Origin of the sequence: Pseudomonas sp. JUb42 (genome assembly GCF_024807945.1) — a bacterium.
GTDB lineage: Bacteria > Pseudomonadota > Gammaproteobacteria > Pseudomonadales > Pseudomonadaceae > Aquipseudomonas.
Genome location: NZ_JANUFD010000002.1, coordinates 14,874 through 34,787, shown reverse-complemented (window position 1 = coordinate 34,787; position 19,914 = coordinate 14,874). Strand labels below are relative to the sequence as shown.

Annotated in this window: 19 protein-coding genes; 16 read left to right on the top strand and 3 right to left on the bottom strand. The window is 58.0% G+C overall.

The features are described from left to right. The first annotated feature begins 28 nt into the window (after positions 1-28). Positions 29-919, top strand: coding sequence for a pseudouridine synthase (locus tag M2401_RS03850; RefSeq protein ID WP_259099980.1), 891 nt, complete (start codon positions 29-31; stop codon positions 917-919). A gap of 184 nt (positions 920-1,103) precedes the next feature. On the opposite strand, the gene M2401_RS03845 is transcribed toward M2401_RS03850, so the two are convergent. Beyond that, the gene (locus M2401_RS03845; protein WP_259099978.1) at positions 1,104-1,328 is read right to left on the bottom strand and encodes a YgdI/YgdR family lipoprotein; all 225 of its coding nucleotides are present in this window, start codon (positions 1,326-1,328) and stop codon (positions 1,104-1,106) included. An 87-nt stretch (positions 1,329-1,415) separates the two neighbouring features. Beyond that, on the bottom strand, positions 1,416-2,009 hold the full coding sequence (gene mobA / locus M2401_RS03840; RefSeq protein WP_259099976.1) for a molybdenum cofactor guanylyltransferase MobA: 594 nt from the start codon (positions 2,007-2,009) through the stop codon (positions 1,416-1,418). 78 nt (positions 2,010-2,087) lie between these two features. Between mobA and moaB the strand changes: the two genes are divergently transcribed. The 3 genes from moaB to M2401_RS03825 all read left to right on the top strand — a co-directional run bounded on the left by moaB (position 2,088) and on the right by M2401_RS03825 (position 4,819). Further along, positions 2,088-2,627, top strand: a complete 540-nt coding sequence (moaB, locus tag M2401_RS03835) for a molybdenum cofactor biosynthesis protein B (protein ID WP_259099974.1) — start codon at positions 2,088-2,090, stop codon at positions 2,625-2,627. Positions 2,628-2,633: 6 nt separating this feature from the next. Beyond that, positions 2,634-3,830, top strand: coding sequence for a gephyrin-like molybdotransferase Glp (glp, locus tag M2401_RS03830; protein ID WP_259099973.1), 1,197 nt, complete (start codon positions 2,634-2,636; stop codon positions 3,828-3,830). Between the two features lie 62 nt (positions 3,831-3,892). Beyond that, on the top strand, positions 3,893-4,819 hold the full coding sequence (locus tag M2401_RS03825; protein ID WP_259099971.1) for a glycosyltransferase family 2 protein: 927 nt from the start codon (positions 3,893-3,895) through the stop codon (positions 4,817-4,819). Between the two features lie 7 nt (positions 4,820-4,826). Here M2401_RS03825 and M2401_RS03820 read toward each other — a convergent pair whose 3' ends face one another. Beyond that, positions 4,827-5,363 (bottom strand): DUF2780 domain-containing protein, encoded by a 537-nt coding sequence (locus M2401_RS03820; protein WP_259099969.1) that lies wholly within the window; start codon positions 5,361-5,363, stop codon positions 4,827-4,829. Between the two features lie 401 nt (positions 5,364-5,764). Between M2401_RS03820 and tssB the strand changes: the two genes are divergently transcribed. From tssB to M2401_RS03760, 12 genes are all read left to right on the top strand, one after another. Further along, entirely contained in the window at positions 5,765-6,268 is a 504-nt protein-coding gene (gene tssB / locus M2401_RS03815) for a type VI secretion system contractile sheath small subunit (protein WP_259099967.1), read from the top strand. Between the two features lie 33 nt (positions 6,269-6,301). Further along, positions 6,302-7,837 (top strand): type VI secretion system contractile sheath large subunit, encoded by a 1,536-nt coding sequence (gene tssC, locus M2401_RS03810; protein ID WP_259099965.1) that lies wholly within the window; start codon positions 6,302-6,304, stop codon positions 7,835-7,837. Positions 7,838-7,861: 24 nt separating this feature from the next. Next, on the top strand, positions 7,862-9,217 hold the full coding sequence (gene tssK / locus M2401_RS03805; RefSeq protein ID WP_259099963.1) for a type VI secretion system baseplate subunit TssK: 1,356 nt from the start codon (positions 7,862-7,864) through the stop codon (positions 9,215-9,217). Then, on the top strand, positions 9,214-9,897 hold the full coding sequence (gene tssL, locus M2401_RS03800) for a type VI secretion system protein TssL, short form (RefSeq protein ID WP_259099961.1): 684 nt from the start codon (positions 9,214-9,216) through the stop codon (positions 9,895-9,897). The genes tssK and tssL overlap by 4 nt, the downstream gene beginning before the upstream one ends. A gap of 10 nt (positions 9,898-9,907) precedes the next feature. Beyond that, positions 9,908-11,632, top strand: a complete 1,725-nt coding sequence (locus tag M2401_RS03795) for an OmpA family protein (RefSeq protein WP_259099958.1) — start codon at positions 9,908-9,910, stop codon at positions 11,630-11,632. Between the two features lie 16 nt (positions 11,633-11,648). Further along, positions 11,649-12,146: an Hcp family type VI secretion system effector gene (locus M2401_RS03790; protein WP_259099956.1), complete on the top strand. Its 498-nt coding sequence runs from the start codon at positions 11,649-11,651 to the stop codon at positions 12,144-12,146. Positions 12,147-12,244: 98 nt separating this feature from the next. Beyond that, positions 12,245-14,905 (top strand): type VI secretion system ATPase TssH, encoded by a 2,661-nt coding sequence (gene tssH / locus M2401_RS03785; protein ID WP_259099954.1) that lies wholly within the window; start codon positions 12,245-12,247, stop codon positions 14,903-14,905. A gap of 2 nt (positions 14,906-14,907) precedes the next feature. Beyond that, positions 14,908-17,664, top strand: coding sequence for a type VI secretion system Vgr family protein (locus M2401_RS03780; protein WP_259099952.1), 2,757 nt, complete (start codon positions 14,908-14,910; stop codon positions 17,662-17,664). Positions 17,665-17,780: 116 nt separating this feature from the next. Next, on the top strand, positions 17,781-18,440 hold the full coding sequence (locus M2401_RS03775) for a hypothetical protein (protein ID WP_259099950.1): 660 nt from the start codon (positions 17,781-17,783) through the stop codon (positions 18,438-18,440). Then, complete coding sequence (locus M2401_RS03770; protein WP_259099948.1) at positions 18,425-18,796, top strand: hypothetical protein; 372 nt, start codon at positions 18,425-18,427, stop codon at positions 18,794-18,796. The genes M2401_RS03775 and M2401_RS03770 overlap by 16 nt, the downstream gene beginning before the upstream one ends. 107 nt (positions 18,797-18,903) lie before the next feature. Beyond that, on the top strand, positions 18,904-19,302 hold the full coding sequence (locus M2401_RS03765) for a hypothetical protein (RefSeq protein WP_259099946.1): 399 nt from the start codon (positions 18,904-18,906) through the stop codon (positions 19,300-19,302). 27 nt (positions 19,303-19,329) lie between these two features. Beyond that, on the top strand, positions 19,330-19,890 hold the full coding sequence (locus M2401_RS03760) for a hypothetical protein (protein WP_259099944.1): 561 nt from the start codon (positions 19,330-19,332) through the stop codon (positions 19,888-19,890). Positions 19,891-19,914 lie beyond the last annotated feature (24 nt).

The following is a 19,914-nucleotide window of genomic DNA, read 5'->3' as shown; positions in this document are numbered from 1 at the left end:
GCGCGCTTGTCGCTTGCGAGAGTCCTTCATGTCCACCGCCGTTTTCAACGCTGCCGACCACCAGGCCAGCACCCTGTATCTGCCGCCCGGCCCCTGGGCCACGGTGCTCGACTGCCTGTGCGAGCGCTTTGCCGCGATCAGTCGCGAGCAATGGCTGGACCGCATCGCCCGTGGTCGGGTGCTGGACGCCGATGGTGCGCCGATCACGGTGCAGTTGGCCTATCGCGAGGGCCTGCGCATCCACTATTTCCGCGAAGTGCCCAACGAGACGCCGATCCCGGTCGAGGAAACGATCATTTATGCCGATGAGCATCTGGTGGTCGCCGACAAGCCACATTTCCTGCCGGTGACGCCGGCCGGGGAATACGTCGAGCAGACTTTGCTGCGTCGTCTGATCCGCCGGTTCGACAATCCGGACCTGGTACCGTTGCATCGCATCGATCGGCACACCGCCGGGCTGGTGCTGTTTTCTGCGCGCAAGGACACTCGTTCGGCTTATCAGGCGCTGTTTCCTACGCGCAAGATCGATAAGCGCTACGAAGCCATCGCCCGCGCCTTGCCTGAGCTGGAGTTCCCGCGCCTGCACCAGAGCCGTCTGATCGATGGTGAGCCGTTCTTTCGCATGCAAGAAGGGCCGGGGCCGAGCAATACCGAGACGCGTATCGAAGTCAGCGAGCGCAATGGCGACTGGTGGCGTTATGGCTTGTATCCGGTGACCGGCAAGAAGCACCAGTTGCGCGTGCACATGGCGGCGCTGGGGGCGGGGATTCAGAATGATCCATTCTATCCGGACGTGCTCAAGGATGCCGTGGATGACTTCAGCCAGCCGCTGAAACTGCTCGCGCAGAGCTTGCGCTTTGTCGATCCGGTGACGGGGCAGGGGCGGTTTTTCGAGAGTGAGCTCAAACTTGCGTGGTGAGAGGCCGTTGGAGCGAGGCTTGCCCGCGAAGAGGCCGGTGCATCCAACGCATCTTCTTCGCATGAAATGCTGCTTTCGCGGGCAAGCCTCGCTCCCACGGTGCTCAAGCCCTGAATAGCCAGTGCCCCACAAAAAAACGCCCCGAACCAGTCGGGGCGTTTTTTTACATTGAAACTTAAAGCAATCAGAGGTCCTTGACGGTACGGACCTGATCCTTGTTGACGCGGGTTTCTTTGCCGTCCAGCTGCTTGAACTCGTAGAACCCCGACTTTTCGTCGTACTTCGGCGAGTCGACAGCCTGGATTTCACGGCCATCATTCAGCGTGATCACAGTAGGCGTAGAGCAACCCGCCAGGGATGCCAGGCTCACTGCGAGCAGCGTGGCTGCGTAAATATTCCGTTTGATCATGACTGTGTCTCCGGTTGAAATTCTGCAAATACTGAAGTTTCAGACGTTTGCGTGCAAGGCAAGTTCCATGAAGTATTGCCGATGGTGTCAGAGAGTCGCCTGATTGAGCAAATCGGGCGTGTTGAGGTTGGCCAGGCGCGGATCGCCCGCCGGGCATTGCAGGGCGATGCCACCGAGTTGCTCCATGACTCGTCGCGGGCTGCGTTCACCCGCCTGCCAGGCGGCCTCCACGGCAGCGGCGTGCCGGGTTGGAATGATGCACAGCAACGGTTGCCAATGCTCGCCATCGCGCACCATGACCGGCTGGCCGGGGTGAGCGTGAGCGGTTTCACGCAGGCCCTGAACGAGGTCAGCATCGATCAGCGGCACATCGCACGGCAGTACCAGCATATAGCCATGGCGCGCCAACGGCAGACCGGCGCGAATGCCGGCAAACGGACCGTTGAAGTCATCGTTGTTGTCCTGCACCAGACGATCGGCGTAGGTGGCGTAGTGATCCATATTGCGGTTGCAGGAAATGATCAGGTCGTCGGTCAGTGGTCGCACCAGACGTTGCACATGCTGGATCAACGGCTCGCCGCGCCAGTCGATCAGGCCCTTGTCGCGACCGCCCATGCGCTGGCCCTGGCCGCCGGCCAGCAGCAGGATCGAACAATGGGGCAGGGGGCTGGAAGTGGTCATCGCGGACTCAATCGAGGCAGTGAAAAGGAGTGCTGTGATATAACACCGGCCTGTTTCCTCTACAACTGGATCGAGCCGATGAAAGCCAAGGCTGACACCCCCTTCGTACCCCTGAATATCGCTGTATTGACGGTCAGTGACACCCGCACCCGGGAAACCGATACCTCCGGTCAGATGTTTGTCGACCGTTTGAGCGATGCCGGGCATAGCCTGATCGAGCGCGTGCTGCTCAAGGACGACCTGTACAAGATCCGCGCCCAGGTCGCGACCTGGATTGCCGATGACGAAGTACAGGTTGTACTGATCACCGGCGGCACCGGTTTCACTGGCCGCGACAGCACGCCGGAAGCCGTGGCCTGTCTGCTGGACAAGCAGGTCGATGGTTTCGGCGAGCTGTTCCGGCAGATTTCCGTACCGGATATCGGCACCTCGACCATTCAGTCCCGCGCGCTGGCCGGTCTGGCCAATGGCACGCTGGTCTGCTGCCTGCCAGGCTCGACCAATGCGGTGCGCACCGGCTGGGATGGCATCCTTGCGCAGCAACTGGATAACCGCTTCCGCCCGTGCAACTTCGTGCCGCACCTCAAGCAGGCCGAACCCTGCGCGACCCGTGGGTAAGGCGCGATGAGTCTGCTGCCGGTTGAACAGGCCTTTGCCCGTCTGATGGAGATGGCTGAGGCTGCAACGATTCACGAACATGAAAGCGTGCCCCTGGCTGCGGCTCAGGGCCGGGTGCTGGCCGAGGATATGGTCTCCAGCCTCGACCTCCCGCCCTGGCCGAACAGCGCCATGGACGGCTATGCCCTGCGCCTGTCTGACTGGGCCGGCGAGCCTCTGCGGGTCAGCCAGCGAATTTTCGCCGGCCAAGCCCCGGAACCCCTGGAGCCGGGCACCTGCGCCCGTATCTTCACCGGCGCGCCGGTGCCGCAAGGCGCAGATTGCGTGGAAATGCAGGAAAACGCCGAGGTGCTGGACGACCAGCGCGTACGTTTCACCGAAGCCCTGAGTCCAGGCCAGAATATTCGTCCTCAGGGCCAGGAAACCCGCGTCGGCGACACGGTCTTGGCTGCGGGCACCCGCTTGGGTCCCGTAGAGCTGGGGTTGTCCGCTTCTTTGGGATTGGCCGAGCTGAAAGTGGTGCGGCGCGTACGAGTCGCCGTGCTGTCCACCGGCGACGAACTGGTCGAGCCAGGCCAGCCTCTGGGGCCGGGGCAGATCTACAACAGCAATCGGGTATTGCTGTGCAGCTGGCTCAAGCGCCTTGAGTGCGAGGTGATCGATGCCGGGATTTTGCCGGACGATCTGGAAAAGACTCGCGCAGCCCTGGGCGCCTTGCACGATGTCGATCTGATCCTGTCCACCGGCGGCGTGTCAGTGGGCGAGGCGGACTTCCTCGGCCACGCGCTGCGCGAAGAGGGCGAACTGGCGTTGTGGAAACTGGCGATCAAGCCGGGCAAGCCGCTGACCTTCGGTCATTTTCGCGGCGTGCCGGTGATCGGCCTGCCGGGTAACCCGGCTTCGACCCTGGTCACCTTTGCCTTGCTCGCCCGACCTTATCTGCTGCGCCGTCAGGGCGTAAGCGAGGTGCAGCCTCTGCAATTCAAAGTGCCGGCCGGTTTTGTCTGGAGCAAACCGGGCAACCGTCGCGAGTACTTGCGTGGCCGTCTCGAACAGGGCCGCGCAGTGTTCTATCGCAACCAGAGCTCCGGCGTTTTGCGCAGCGCGGCCTGGGCGGATGGCCTGATCGAAGTGCGTGAAGGCAGCACCGTTGCCGAGGGCGACTTGCTCAACTTCATTCCTTTGAGCGAGGTTTTCGGCTGATCTGAACTACCCTCAAGACTGCTGACAAATTGGGTGTCCTGTTTTCGCCCCGGAGTGTTGTTATGCAGTTCTTGAGAGTGGCCTGTGTTATCCCGACCTACAACGGACGTCAGGATCTGGAACGATTGCTCGATTCCCTGCTGACGCAAACCGCCCGTTTCGATACCTTGATCGTCGACTCCAGTTCGTCTGATGGCACCTTCGAACTGGCTCAGTCGCGTTGCGCCAATGTGACGCGCATCGACAGCAAGGACTTCAACCACGGTGGTACCCGGCAGATGATGGTCAACCGCCATCCGGACTATGACGTCTACGTCTACTTGACCCAGGACGCCTACGTCGAAGACCCCGACGCCATTGCCAATATCCTGCTGCCCTTCGCCGACCCCAAGGTCGGTGCCGTCTGCGGTCGCCAGCTCCCGCACAAGAACGCCAACCTGCTGGCCCAGCATGCGCGGCTGTTCAACTACCCGCCGGTCTCGCAGATCAAGACCCTGGCCGATGCGCCGCAACTGGGGATCAAGACCCCTTTCATGTCCAACTCCTTCGCTGCCTACCGGCAAGAGGCGCTGGTCGCTGTTGGCGGCTTTCCCAACCACGTGATCCTTTCCGAAGACATGTACGTCACCGCTCGCATGCTTCTGGCAGGTTGGAAGGTCGCCTACGAAGGCTCGGCCGTCTGCCGCCACTCCCACAACTACAGCCTGCGCGAGGAGTTCTCCCGGTACTTCGACATCGGGGTATTCCAGTCCCGGGAATCGTGGATCTACGCAACCTTCGGCGGAGTAGGCGGGGAGGGCATGCGCTACGTCAAATCCGAGCTCAGGTTTCTCGGCTGGCGACGCCTGTGGCTATGGCCGTTGGCGATCCTGCGCAATGCCGTGAAGCTGCTGGCCTACAAGCTGAGCAAGCAGGAAAAGCGCTTGCCCAGGGGGGTGAAGAAGAAGTTGGGGATGTATAAGCGCTATTGGGATAGTCCCCACGCCTAGCGCAAAGTCAGTTCCCCGCACCCCAGATCCCGCTCAGGGCTTGCAGCGTAGAGCCGCCGACACCTTGTCCGCCCAGGTATTGCAGGATGACCGGGACAAACTGGCCGACCATGGAGCTGTCCATGCCCAGGGCGCTAAAGGTCTTGTTGACGTCGGCCATGCTCTGCACATTACCTGCCACGCTACTACCCGAATTGCCCAGCACTCCGCCAAGGCCATTGATATTGCCCAGGCCGCCCAGGGCTCCGGCGCCGGTCAGTTGATCCAGACCCGGAACGGACTTGCTCAGCGCGCTGTAGTTGCTGCTGGGCAGCTTGTTCTTCGCCAGGCCCAGCAAAGCGCCGGTGCCGCCAACGGCCTGTTGTGGGGTGACATTCAGGTTATTGCCCACGGCAGTAATCAAGCCCGCGGTCGGAGTTGCCTGCTGGTTGTTGCCGGTAGCGCCGGAGACCGCGTTGGCGGCGTCGTTGAGGTTGAAGGCGAAGGCCGGGGTTGCCGACAGTGCCATTAGCGTTGCCAGGGCAATACCTTGTGAAATCTTCATTGGAGACATCTCTCTTGCCGATTGAAAGCAGGCTTTGGACTTATGGGCGGCGGAGAATGTTCCCAAGGCCTGGCTCAAAGAGATGTTCGTAGATTGTTTGCTTGATATCAATCGGCTAGTAACTTGATTGTAGATAAAGTCTCGTGTTCTTGTAGGAAAGTTCTAAGTTCGCGTCAGACATGTCTGAAAGTTTCTATGAATATAGAAAATATAACTCGGATAGTTCACTATCTCAGTGCCGCTGATGCTTACATTTTGTAAGATTTTTATATCTGGCTATGAAGTGCTTTGTAACGAGGTTGGCAGTGCTCAATGATTGGCTAGTCTAGAGTGTACTTCTCGGGTTTCTGATATTTTCCTGTTTTATCATGCTCCATTTTGATGGGGTATTCGGAGGTGTTATGGCTTCAAACAGTTTTCAGAACGAAGTGCCCAAGGCACGTATCAATATCAAGCTTGATTTGCACACCGGTGGTGCGCAAAAGAAGGTCGAGCTGCCCCTGAAATTGATGATGATGGGGGACTATAGTAATGGCAAAGAGCAGAGACCGCTCTCACAGAGAAGCAAGGTTTCAATTGATAAAAATAATTTCAACAGCGTGCTATCCGAGTTTTCACCAAGCCTGAAGCTGGCGGTGGAAAACACGCTTGTTGGTGATGGCTCCGATGCCTCTGTGGAGCTGAGCTTCGGGCATATGAAGGATTTCGAGCCGGAACAGATAGCGCGGCAGATACCGCAGTTGCGCGCGCTCCTGGCCATGCGAAACCTGCTGCGTGACCTCAAGTCCAATTTGTTGGACAACGCAACTTTTCGCCAGGAGCTTGAACGCATTCTCAAGGATGAAGCCTTGAGTGATGAATTACGCAAAGAACTGGCCGCTTTGGCTCCGCAAGAAGATCGTTAACTCTCTCATTTAAATTTGTAGGAAGTTTCCGCTATGTCTGTAAGTAAATCCGCTCAATCGAGTGGCGCTACGGTTTTGTCCGAGGAAAGCCAAAGCGTCTACACTGCCCTGTTCGAAAAAATCAACTTGAGTCCAGTTGCGTCACTGAATGGTATCGACACTTTTCAGCATGATGAAGCGATGTCAGAAGTGTCCACTGACGAGCGAGTAACGGCTGCCGTCAGCGTATTCCTTGATCTGCTAAAACAGTCATCGCAGAAAGTCGAACGCCTGGACAAGGCACTGCTGGATGGGCATATCGCGTCGCTGGATGCGCAGATCAGTCGGCAACTGGATGCCGTCATGCATCACCCGGATTTTCAGCGGGTCGAGTCGACCTGGCGTGGCGTGAAGTCGCTGATTGATCAGACCGACTTCCGTCAGAATGTACGTATCGAGTTGCTGGATATCAGTAAGGAACATCTGGTACAGGACTTCGACGACGCGCCGGAAATAGCCCAGAGCGGCCTGTACCTGCATACCTACACCCAGGAATACGATACGCCGGGCGGCGAGCCGATTGCTGCGGCCATCTCCAACTATGAGTTTGGCCGTGGTCCCCAGGATATCGCTCTGCTGCGCAATATCTCCAAGGTCTCGGCTGCCGCGCACATGCCTTTCATTGGCTCAGTGGGGCCAGCCTTCTTTGGCAAGGAGTCGATGGAGGAGGTGGCCGCCATCAAGGACATCGGCAATTACTTCGACCGTGCCGAATACATTAAATGGAAGGCCTTCCGCGACAGCGACGACTCGCGCTACATCGGCCTGACCATGCCGCGTGTGCTGGGGCGTCTGCCGTATGGCCCGGACACCATTCCGGTGCGCAGTTTCAACTATGTCGAAAGCGCCAAAGGCCCTGATCACAGCAAGTACCTGTGGACCAATGCCTCGTTCGCTTTTGCCGCGAATATGGTGAAAAGCTTTATCGCCAATGGCTGGTGCGTACAGATCCGTGGGCCGCAATCGGGCGGGGCGGTGACGGATCTGCCTATTCATTTGTACGACCTTGGCACCGGTAATCAGGTGAAAATTCCTTCGGAAGTGATGATTCCGGAAACCCGCGAATTCGAATTCGCCAACCTCGGTTTCATTCCGCTTTCGTATTACAAGAACCGCGACTACGCCTGCTTCTTCTCCGCCAATTCCACTCAAAAACCGGCGCTTTATGACACCCCGGACGCCACTGCCAATAGCCGTATCAACGCGCGTTTGCCGTACATCTTTCTGCTCTCGCGCATCGCCCATTATCTGAAGCTGATCCAGCGCGAAAACATCGGCACCACCAAGGACCGCCGTGTGCTGGAGCTGGAGCTGAACAAGTGGGTCAGTGGCCTGGTGACCGAAATGACTGACCCTGGTGACGATCTGCAGGCTTCTCATCCGCTGCGCGATGCCAAGGTGACCGTCGAAGACATCGAGGACAACCCCGGGTTCTTCCGTGTCAAGTTGTACGCCGTGCCGCATTTCCAGGTGGAAGGCATGGACGTCAATTTGTCACTGGTTTCGCAGATGCCCAAGGCAAAAGCCTGAGCCAATTCCCAGGGAAACCACATCATGAAAATCGACCGTCCCTTATGGGCAGCGGGGGCTCTGCTGTCCCCGCAGCAATTCCAGCAACAGGCGCGATGGGAGGCCTGGACCAACGAGTGCATCGCCCATTTGTCTGTCGTGCATCCGTGGGGCGTCCAGGTGTCGGCATTCGATCAGGATGCCTTGCGCCTGGGCAAACTCAAGGCCACCCACCTGCGCGTACGTTTGCCCGACGGCACCCTGATCGATAGCGACAACGTGGACCGCCTTCCTCCTGCTCTGGACCTGGGTCGGCTGCTGCCCGAGGAGGTCCAGGCGGCAACATTGCTCCTGGCCTTACCCCTGGAACATGCCAATGGTAGCAACTGCCTGTTCGACGGCGCGGCGCCTGATCGGCCCATCCGCTATCGCCGCGACTGGCGTCAGGTGCAGGACCTGTATGGCGACGAGCAGCAATCGGTGGGCGTGCTGGAGCATGACCTGAGCCTGCGCCCGGACAGCGACGACAACGCCAGCTATGTGACCTGCCCGGTAGTACGCTTGGCACGCGACGGGCAGGGCGGGTGGAGTGTCGACGCGACTTATGTGCCTCCGCTGCTCAGCTTCGCTGCTCATCCGGGTTTGCTGACGCAACTGGGTAATCTGCTGACCCAGTTGTCCGCCAAGCGCCAGCGCCTCATGGGTATGCGCCGTGAGAGCAATCAGCGTATGGCTGACTTCGCTGTAGCGGATGTGTCGCTGTTCTGGCTGCTCAATGCGCTCAATACCTACCAGCCAGTGTTGCTCGATATCCAGGCCCATCCAGCACGACATCCCGAGCAGGTCTATCAGGCCCTGATCAAGCTGGCGGGTGCGCTGCTGACCTTCTCGCTGGAGCACGATATCGACACGATTCCGGCTTATCGGCATGAGCAGCCGGACAGTGTCTTCCCCCCTTTGATGCGCACCATTTCCACCCTGCTCGAGGCCAGCCTGCCGTCCCGCGTCATCGCCCTGGAGCTAAAGGAGAACGGCACGAACCGCTGGCTGGTGAACTTCACCGACCCGCGTTTGCGCGAGCCTGGCGGCGCTGATTTCTACCTGTCCGTACGCTGCTCTCTGGCCCCTGCGCAACTGCAAAGCCAGTTCCCTCGGCTGTGCAAGGCGGGCGCGCCGGACGAGGTCAATCGACTGGTCAACGCCGCCCTCGACGGTATTCCGTTGCAACCGCTCAACCATGTCCCTGCGGCTATTCCGCTGCGGCTGGAGAACCAGTACTTCGCTCTCGACCTCACTCATGCAATGGGTCAGGCGGTGCTGGCTGAAGGCGTCTGTGCGTTCTACATCCCGAGCACGCTGGCCGACGTCAAACTTGAACTGTTTGCGGTGTTGCGCACATGAGCCAGATCAAATCCCGAAACCCCAATGTCGTTCCAATCGATATTGATGCAGTCCTGCAAGACACCTACCTGCTGGTGGTGGAACTGCAACAAGGCAGCGTTGCCCAGGTTGGTCAGGAGCTCTGCGAGCTCTGTGTGAAGCTGATCGAGCGCGTTCGAGAGCAGCTTGTCTCGGCGGGCCTGAGCCAGCGCAGCATTGACCATATCAGTCATGCACAGTGCGCTTTGCTCGATGAAACCGTGTTGCGTCAAAGCGTGGGTGCGATCCATGCAGCCTGGGCGCGTGAGCCGCTACAAGCGCAGTTTTTCAGCCGTCATCAGGCCGGCGAGTCGTTGTATGAAGACATGCGCGAGGTACTGCGCGAGCCGGCACCTGACAGGCATGTGCTGACCGTGTTTCAGCGAATGCTGATGCTCGGTTTCCAGGGGCGCTATCGCGAGGCAGACGACCCCGAGCGCGAGCAACTGCTGGCAACCCTGCACGAGCAGGTCGAGCCATTGCAGCCCGGTCACCGGCTGAGGACGCAAGTGCATGGCGGTCGCAGAATCGGCATGTTGCCTGGCTTGCAGACACCAATGTCTCACGCGCTTGCGACTGCGCTGTTGTTCGGCGGGGTGTGGTGGGCACTGGACCGTTACCTGGGTGGAGTGATCTCCACCTTCATGTCGGTTCAGGCATGAGAGCCCGTAAATGAACCTCACTCTGACAAGGGCCCTGTGGTCATGGGCGGCGGCGCTCGCCCTGGCGTTACTGGCCATTATTCCGTTTGCAACCGATGTGCGTGCCATTGCGGTCGTCATGGTGCTGCTCATGCTGATACTGGTCTGGTTTCGGGCTGGAAAGCAGGCGGCCCGGCAAAGCAAGCGAATGGACAGTTCGTCGTTGCCTGCCGCCGATTATCGGCATCCGGTGGTGCTGGTCTGCGGCGATGGCCTGACCGGCCTGTTTGGTGATACCCCGGCGGATCAATTGGCCCTGCGCACCACCGGACAAGGCTGCTATCTACGTGTTGCCAGGCTGGAGCACTTGTCGGTCACGATCGCAGGTATTGAGGCGCAACGTCCCGGCTGGCGCGGACAGTACAGCGTCATGTTCGTCGTCAACCCCGGCGAGCACACGGACGATGCCGTGCTGGCCAGCCAGGTGCGCGTCATCTGCCATCAGATTGCGCTGGTCCGCCGGCGAGGCATAGCCCTGCCGCTCATGCTGACCAGCTACCTGCAGGCATCGGGAGCTGAGGGTGCGTGGTTCAACTGGGAAGGCGGTCAGAGCAGCCTGGCCGTCTACGAAGATGGAGCCTGCACCGGTCTTGTCGACTGGCAACGCCAGGGCAGCGACTGGGCAGAAGGCGCCAGACGCCTGCAGTCCTGCGTGCAACTGAACAGCGTTACGGCCTGGCTCCAGGAATCAGTACTGCCGCATCTTGCTGCGCGCGGAACGGGAAAGCCGGTTGGCCTGCCGACGGCCTGTGCCATTGCGCTGGTGCAAGCGTTGCCTGGAGCAGTAACGGGAAATTTATGGCAGCAATGGCTGCGCCAAAAAACGGCACTGGTTAATCCCGAGCCAGCCTTGTCAGGAATGGATCGATCATTAACGTTTCCCGATCCGATCCTGCCGTTGCTACCCGTGTCCACTGCGCCTTCGCCAATCAATCGTGCGAGCGTCATTGCCATATGGCTATTCGCATTGGCGGCCTTGATTGCTGTGCTCAGTTCGGCCTGGCAGAACACCAGCTTGATACGTCAGATCAGTGACGAGCTGCATCGTTACCAATCCATTCCCGAGTCGCTGCATCCTGATCAGCATGCAGCCTTCGCGCGTGAAGAGGCGGTGACGATCCTGCGTCAGCACGCCTTGCGCCTGGACAGTTATAACCGCAATGGCGAACCCCTGGCGCTGGGCTTTGGCCTGTATCGCGGCGAGCCCATGCGTGTGCCGCTGCAGGACCTGCTGACCCGCCACCGTCCGCCAACGCAGGCACCGATGAAAGCCCCCGCACCGGTGCGTCTGGACAGCTTGTCGTTATTCAAAAGTGGCAGCGCTCAACTCAAGTCCGATTCGGCCAAGGTCCTGATCAACGCGCTGGTCGATATCAAGGCCCAGCCCGGCTGGCTGATCGTCATCGCCGGGCATACCGATGCCATCGGCAACGCCGAACACAACCTCAAGCTATCCCGCGACCGCGCCGCCTCGGTCCGGGACTGGATGCAGCGCATGGGCGATATCGCCGACAGCTGCTTTGTCATCCAGGGCCTCGGCGCTACCCAGCCTGTCGCCAGCAACGACACCGAAAACGGACGCGCCGCCAACCGGCGCGTCGATATCCGTCTGGTTCCGGAGGAGGGCGCCTGCGCGCCTTCCGCTTCGGGGCCGGGCAGACAACCCCTGTCGCATTCCGCGACATTCAATGACTGAGAAAAGGAACTCAAATATGGCAATTCCCGTTTACCTGTGGCTGAAAGATGACGGCGGTGCAGAGATCAAAGGATCTGTAACCGTACAAGGGCGTGAACGCACCATTGAGGTGTTGGCTCTCGACCATGACGTGTCCATTCCCACAGACGACAACACGGGCAAGTTAACGGGTGCACGGGTTCACTCCCCGTTCAAGTTCACCAAGGAAATCGACGCCGCCAGCGTCTACCTATTGAAGGCGGTGAGCACCGGTACGACTCTCAAGAGCGCCGAATTCAAATGGTACCGCATCAACGACGCCGGCCAGGAAGAAGAGAGCTATAGCGCCCTGCTGGAGGACGTAAAGGTGGTGAGCGTCAAATCGAAAATGCACAACATCAAGGACCCCACCCAAGCGAAGCATAGCCACTTGGAAGATATAGAACTGCGCTACGAGAAGATCACCTGGACCTTCAAGGACGGCAATCTCAAGCACTCCGACGCCTGGGACGAGCGCCCGGCCGCTGGGGCCTGATGTAAGGGGTCAGCAGGCATTCAGCCTGCTGGCCTTCCCGGTTTACCAACTGCTTTCACTGAGCACACCTTGAGAATCCCGAACAAGGACGCACTGCTATGGCCCAGAATTCCTCCCGTTTACTTCGCCGCCTCAATCCTTACTGCGCCCAGGCACTGAGCGCTGCCGCTTCGCTGTGTCAGAGTCGTGGCCATGGGCAGATCAGTATCGAACACTGGCTGCTCAAGTTACTGGAGCAGGGCGAGGGTGACCTGACCCTGATCGTCCGGCGTTATGAATGGGACATAGACGCTCTATGGCGTGGATTGCTCGACCATCTCGACACGCTCCCACGCAGTATTCGCGACAAGCCGCAGCTGTGTGACAAGTTGCAGCAACTGATCAAGAACGCCTGGTTGCGCGCGTCCCTGGACGACAGCAACGACACCTTGCGTTCGGCCCATCTGCTCGGTGCGCTGATGGACACTCCCGAGCTGCTCTCGTGCGATGCTGCCTGGCCACTATTGAGCCTCAGCGAAGCCCAGCTACAGCAGCTGTTGCCTTTGCTTGATCAGCATTCCGAAGAGCGTGCGCAGGTTCAGCAACCAGCCATAGTACAACTGGATCAACCCTCTATAGATCCGCTCCCTACTTCTACAGACAGCACGCAAAGCACCGTGCTGGACAGGTTCACTCAAGACATTACTGCCAAGGCCAGGAATGGCCAGATCGACCCTGTGCTGGGACGTGATGACGAAATCCGGCAGGTCATCGATATCCTCAGTCGTCGCCGCAAAAACAACCCGATCCTGGTCGGCGAGCCAGGGGTGGGCAAGACCGCTCTGGTCGAAGGATTGGCACTGCGTATCGTTGAAGGCAATGTCCCGCGAAGCCTCAAGCCGGTCAGCGTGCGTACCCTTGACCTTGGTTTGCTGCAGGCGGGTGCGGGGGTCAAAGGCGAGTTCGAACAGCGCCTGAAGAATGTCATAGAAGCGGTGCAGCAGGCCGAGCAGCCGATCCTGCTTTTTATCGATGAAGCCCACACCCTGATCGGTGCCGGTAATCAGGCCGGTGGTGCCGATGCTGCGAACCTGCTCAAACCGGCGCTGGCCCGTGGCGAACTGCGCACCATCGCGGCCACCACCTGGAGCGAGTACAAACAATATTTTGAACGTGATGCCGCCCTGGAACGGCGCTTCCAGATGGTCAAGGTTGAAGAGCCGGATGATCTGAACGCCTGTCTGATGTTGCGTGGCCTCAAGGCGCGTTATGCCAGCCATCACGGGGTGCATATTCAGGATGATGCTGTGCAGGCCGCAGTCACCTTGTCACGACGTTACCTGACCGGCCGCCAATTACCGGACAAGGCGGTCGACCTGCTCGACACCGCCAGCGCTCGTGTGCGTATGAGCCTCGACTGTGAGCCCCAGGCGTTAGTCCGGCTCAAGGCACAACAAGTCGCGCTGGAGCTGGAACGACAAGTCCTGGAGCAAGACGCGCTGCTCAGCGGTCAGCGTCTCGATGAGCGTCTGGCGTTGATCACGGAGCAATCCACCGATGTGCATCATCAGCAGGCGTTGATGACGCAGCAGTATGAGTGTGAACTCGACCTGATTCGTCAGTTGCTCGACGCCCGTCAGGCCGAGTCCCTGCAACTGGATCTGTGCGCGCAGTTACAGCAACAACTGAGCGAAGCGCAAGGCGACCAACCCTTACTCAGCCTCGATGTTGACAGCCGCAGTGTGGCTGAAGTGATCGCCGACTGGACCGGTGTTCCGTTGGGCAGCCTGCTCAAGGATGAACAAGCCAACCTGCTGGCACTGGAGCAGCAACTGGCCGAACGGGTAATCGGGCAGGACCCTGCACTCGGCGCATTGGCTCAACACCTGCGCGCAGCCAAAACAGGCCTGACCGAGGAGCATGCACCACTAGGGGTCTTTCTGTTGGTGGGCCCCAGCGGTGTCGGCAAGACCGAAACGGCCCTGGCCTTGGCCGACAATCTGTTCGCCGGTGAGAAGTCGCTGATCACCATCAATATGTCCGAATACCAGGAAGCCCATACCGTCAGCCAGCTCAAGGGCTCCCCGCCCGGCTATGTCGGCTACGGCCAGGGGGGCGTGCTCACCGAAGCCGTACGCCAGCGACCTTATAGCGTCGTGCTACTCGACGAGGTGGAAAAAGCCCATCTCGATGTGCTCAACCTGTTCTATCAGGTGTTTGATCGCGGTTTCATGCGCGATGGCGAGGGGCGCGAAATCGACTTCCGCAATACCGTCATCATCATGACCTCCAACCTGGGCAGCGATGAGCTGCAAGCCTGCTTGAAGGATAATCCCGGCGCGCTGGACAGCACGTTGCACGAATACCTGCGACCGATCCTGCGCGAGCACTTCCAGCCTGCGCTATTGGCACGCTTTCAGACCCTGATCTATCGCCCGCTACAGACCGAAGCCCTGCACTGCATCGCGGCAGCCAAACTGGCAAAAGTAGCGCGCCGTCTGCATCACCATTACGGATTGGACTGTCAGGTATCCGCGACTCTCAACCACGTTCTGGCTTCTGCCTGCCAACTGGTGACAGGGGGCAGCGACACTGGCGCACGGGCAATCGACAGCCTGCTCAATCAACAAATTCTGCCGGTGCTCAGCCAACAACTGCTGCAGCGTCAGGCGGCAGGGCTGGAGCTTCAAAGCGTCGTTTTGGGCTATAGCGATGAAGAGGGCGTCACCCTGCAGTTTATCGGTACAACTGAAGCGGCGCAGCCCGCCATGGTGGTCTGATCATGGCCAGCCCACTCAAGCTGTTCTTCGACCACACCCGCCACAAACTCCGCGTCAGAGGCCTCGACGCCACCCTCGACGTCCTCGCCTTCACAGGCACGGAACAACTGAGCGAGCCCTACAAATACGTCGTGGAATTCACCTGCCCCGAGCAGGACATCGCCGTAGACCGCATCCTCGGCATACGCGCCGATTTCACTCTGCACCGCATGCCTGTAACGCTTGCAAAAAGAAGTTATAGCTCGCTCAACGATTTGCCCGAAGCGCCCCTGCGCACCCTGCACGGCATGATCACTGACTTCAAACGCCTGTCCAGTTCCCGCGACGAAGCCCGCTATGAAGTCACCGTGCAGCCACGCCTGGCCCTGCTCGGCAAGGGCAAACAGTTTCGCATCTACCAACAGCAGTCCGTGCCGCAGATCGTTGAAAGCGTCCTGCGCAGCCGTCACGACTTCGAGGGCCAGGACTTTCTCTTCAGCCTGGTGCGCGACTACCCACGGCGCGACCAGGTCATGCAATACAACGAAAGCGACCTGGCCTTTATTTCGCGTCTGCTGGCCGAGGTGGGCATCTGGTATCGCCTCACCCGTGACGAGCGCCTGAAGATCGACGTGGTGGAGTTCCACGATGACCAGCGCCACTACATCAGGCCGCGTATCGAGCTGCCGAACCTGCCATCGTCCGGCCTCAGCGACAACGGCCAGGACAGCGTTTGGGCTCTGCAGACCCAGCATCAGGTCGTCGAAAAAGCCATCAACTTCCGCGCCTACCATCACCGTGATGCCCGTGCCTGGCTTGACGGCGAGGTGGACCAGACCCGTGGCGATCCCACCACCTACGGTGAGGCCTACCACTACGGTGAGCCTTACAGCGTGCTCGGCGACAAACTGGCCAAGGACGAAGACCTGCAAAGTGAAAGCGGCTTCTTCTACGCGCGCCTGCGTCACGAACGCTACCTCAACGACCAGACCCGCCTCAGCGGCATCAGCAGCCTGGCGACCCTGGCCCCGGCGCAGATCCTCAAGATCACCGACAACGCCCTCGACGCCTTCAAGCCCGGCGCAGTGATTACCCAGGTAAAACTCACCGCCGCCCGCGACCGCAGCCTGGAAGTGACCTTCCAGGCCATGCCCTATGCCGAAGACATCTGCTTTCGCCCACCGCTGCTGCCCAAACCCCAAATCGCCGGCACCGTGCCGGCACGAGTCGCCAGCACGCGCGCCAATGACCCCTACGGCCATATCGATATGGAAGGCCGCTACAAGGTCAACTTCCTGTTCGACCGCGACACCTGGAAACCCGGTTGGGAAAGCATGTGGCTGCGCCTGGCCCGGCCCTACGCCGGTGACACGCATGGTCTGCACCTGCCGCTGATCTGCGGCACAGAAGTGGCGGTGGCCTTCGAACAAGGCGATATCGACCGGCCCTACATCGCCCACGCCCTGCATGACAACAAACACCCCGACCACGTCACCCTGGGCAAACGCGACTACACCCGCAACGTCCTGCGCACGCCAGCCAACAACAAACTGCGCATGGAAGACCGCCGGGGTGAAGAGCACGTCAAGCTCAGCACCGAGTACAGCGGCAAGAGCCAGTTGAATCTGGGGCATCTGGTCGATGCCGAGAAGAAGAAACGCGGCGAAGGCTTTGAACTGCGCACCGATGGCCACGGCGCTATCCGGGCTGGGGCAGGCCTGTTTATCAGTGCGGATAAGCAGGCCAAGGCCCAGGGACGGCAACTCGATATGGCCGCCGCTATCGTGCAACTGGAAAGCGCTCTATCCCTGGCTCGCTCGCTGGCCACTGCCGCCACCAAGGTTCAGGCCACGGCTAGCGACACCGCCAGTCAGGAGCAGTTGGTTGAAGCTTTGAGTGACTTGGCCAAACCGGGAGTACTGCTGCATGCCCCGGCCGGTATCGGGCTGCTCAGCCCTGAAACTGTCTGCATCGCCTCTGGCGGCGAAAGTGTCGGCGTCATGGCCGCGCATAACACCGATATCAGCGCCGGGCGCGATATCACCGCAACCGCAGACGGTGCTGTCAGCGTGGTCGCTGACAAGGGCGAGATGCAACTCAAGGCCGCTCAAGGCAAGGTCGAATTACATGCTTTGGGCAACAGCCTGCATGCGCTGGCGAAAACCGATATCAAGATCGAAAGCGTGGCGGGGCGCGTAGAAATCAGCGCGCCTGAGGAGTTGGTGCTCAATTGCGGCGGCGCTTATATCCGCTTGAAGGGCGGCGAGATCGAGATAGGCGCGCCGGGCAATGTTTATCTCAAGGGCGCCAATGTACAAAAACTGGATGGGGCGAGTCTTGATACGCCGGTTACGCCGATACCGAGAGGGTATTCCGCTGGATACACATTGAGCGATGACACTTGCGCAGCGATGCCATTCACCCGTTATCGGGCCACGACCCAACAAGGGGAAGTGTTCAATGGAGTGACCGACAAGGACGGCAAGACCATGAGTATTCATACCTTGCTGCCGGGGGATTTGAAGGTCGAGTTTCCAGATTCGAAAAAGTGGATCGGTTTTTCTGCACCCCTTGGCTTCAATTACCAAGGCATAAAGTGCACAGCCACTATGGATGACGGAACGGTCCTGCAAGGCGAGTTCGATAGCGAGAATAAGGCGAATTTTTATTCTTTTGCAGGCGAGTCCTGCGTCAGGTTTCAATTTGAAGAGCTGGATAAGCTGGAAGAAGGCTCGTCTGGTGGCGCAGAGAAAATAATCAGAGCACTCAGGGAGGAATAACATGGACTCATTTTACCGCTACTACCTGGCTGATAAAATACATCCCGTAGATGACGAGGTGTTGAAAAAAAGCACTGGAAAGCTTTGAAGGTGCTGCTCTCAAGTTCTCTACGGATATGATCCACGATGCCGAACAGCGAGAGAACTACAATCGCAATGTGCAACGAGTCAAGGCTGAGGTATTGACCGAGGTAAAGGCTGGTAGGGTGTCTGTGAAAGAAGCTGCTATGCACTGTTATGAAATGCGAAATAAAATAATGGTCGAGATCAGAACGAAGACTTCGGTGCAGGGAAGTGCTGTCGTTGAGAACAGAAAAAGCGTGGCTCCATCTTTACAGTCGTTACTGGATAAATATTCGAACAAAAAGTTTGGGAAAGCTCTTAACGAATTGAACGTTCAGCAAAAAAACGTCATTTATTATGAGATTATTGAGTCATCTGCACGAGCGGATGCTGGATACAATACAAAGAATAAAGTGCTGAAGGTTACGGGTAAGGTTCTTATTGTGGTAACTATTGCTTACGCTGCCTACGATATCGCTAGTGCCGAGAATAAGGCGAAGGAGACTATCAAGCAAGGTGCTGTTATAGGTGCCGGGGTTGGCGGAACATATGTCGCCAGTTTGGCGGTATCCACAGTATGCGGAGCAGGTGCTCCCTTCTGTGCGGTCGGTTTAATGCTGGCCGCCGGACTCGCGACCGGCTGGGGTGCTTCGACAGCAGTCGAGTACTTTGACGACGAACTTGAGGAGTTTACCAAGTGGGCAGTAAACTAAGTGCGCAAAAGTTGTGGGCGGCTTTATCTTACGTTTTTGTAGATAATGAGACCGATTATCAGTACATCGCCAGTATAGCTAAAAACTATCCAGTCGATGACGTTGAGTTTGCGTTGTTTGAGCGAGTCGCCCCCGTATGCATTTATAACGGTATGACGCCTGCGCCCCCGATTTGCTGGTATTTCGACGAAGAGGAACTTGTCGCTGATATTGAATCCTTGATAGCGAGGAGAGCCAAATATGGGGTGGTGGCGAAAAGTATTTGTGTCATAGGTGGATGGTTTATACGGCTTGTTTATCGAAAAGTTTGGGCCGAGATCAAAGCCGAGATCGTGAAAGCCCAAAGCAACAACTAATTACGCGTCAGGTGTTCGGTAAAAAAAACGGGGTTAAAGGACAGGTATGAACAGCACAACACTTATCGGTTAGGCCGAGCGTTCCATAATTATTTTAAGGGGGGCTGATGAGTTTAGTGATTTTTAAATTATTTGTTTTCTTGTTTGGGCCGCTATCTGCCGGGCTCAGTGGTGTGATAGTCAGCTGCTACATTGCGAGTCGAGATATGGATGAGATTCTACGCAATTTTAAACGGAGCTATATCATCATCTCTTATGCAAAGTCGTTGGGGGAAGGCTCGTTTGGCTCACGTGTTATGCTAATTTTGATTATATCGGGAGCTATAGTTTGGCCAGAAAAGCATATTAGAAATGGGCATCTGGACTCTGGAGAGCTCGCTGGTTTGGCAGTTTCCATCAAGAGACGCATGAAGTGGTCTGTCGGGCTCACGCTCGGTGGGGTTACTTGGCTGCTTATGGTTTTTGCTTTAATTCAGTTTGGCTTTGAAAACGGCAGACTACCATGACCCTGCAAGAGTTTCTGGCAAATCGGCATGACAAGTCCAATCTCCCTGGATAATTATAAAATGGCAAAATTTTTAGTGTGTGCAGTTGGGGTTTTTATTTTTTTTATCGGATTGTCAAGTCACGCCACATCTTTTGGGTACAAGGGGAGCGCTGACCTTCGGTCGATTAACGGAGCACCTGCGGTTTGCTTGCACAAGGATGCTGAAAAAGCAATTTCTGTGGGGCGGATAAGTTTGTCAGAAAGCTATGTGAGCAATCCAGGGTCATGGGGCGTAAGACCAAAACCAGGTGTTGAGCCGATGCTGCTACAGCCGGGTGCATGTCTTGAATTTGGTATTGTGCCTGAGGGGTATGAGCTGACGGTTTATGAATTAACAAAACCACCTCTGAATCTTGAGGTTAACAGAACCTATGTATTCAGCCTTAGAGATGCTTACCACACAAAAGATGACTATACGGCAGTTTTCTGCGTGGTCAAAACTCCTGAGGGCGCTTTGAGATACCTGCAATACACCCGTCTTAACGACGGGAGGGAGATAGTTCCCTCCTGCGGCGCTAAGCGGAACAGAAGTGCACCGAGTAATTAGCGGCGTGAATCTAATTATGTGGGA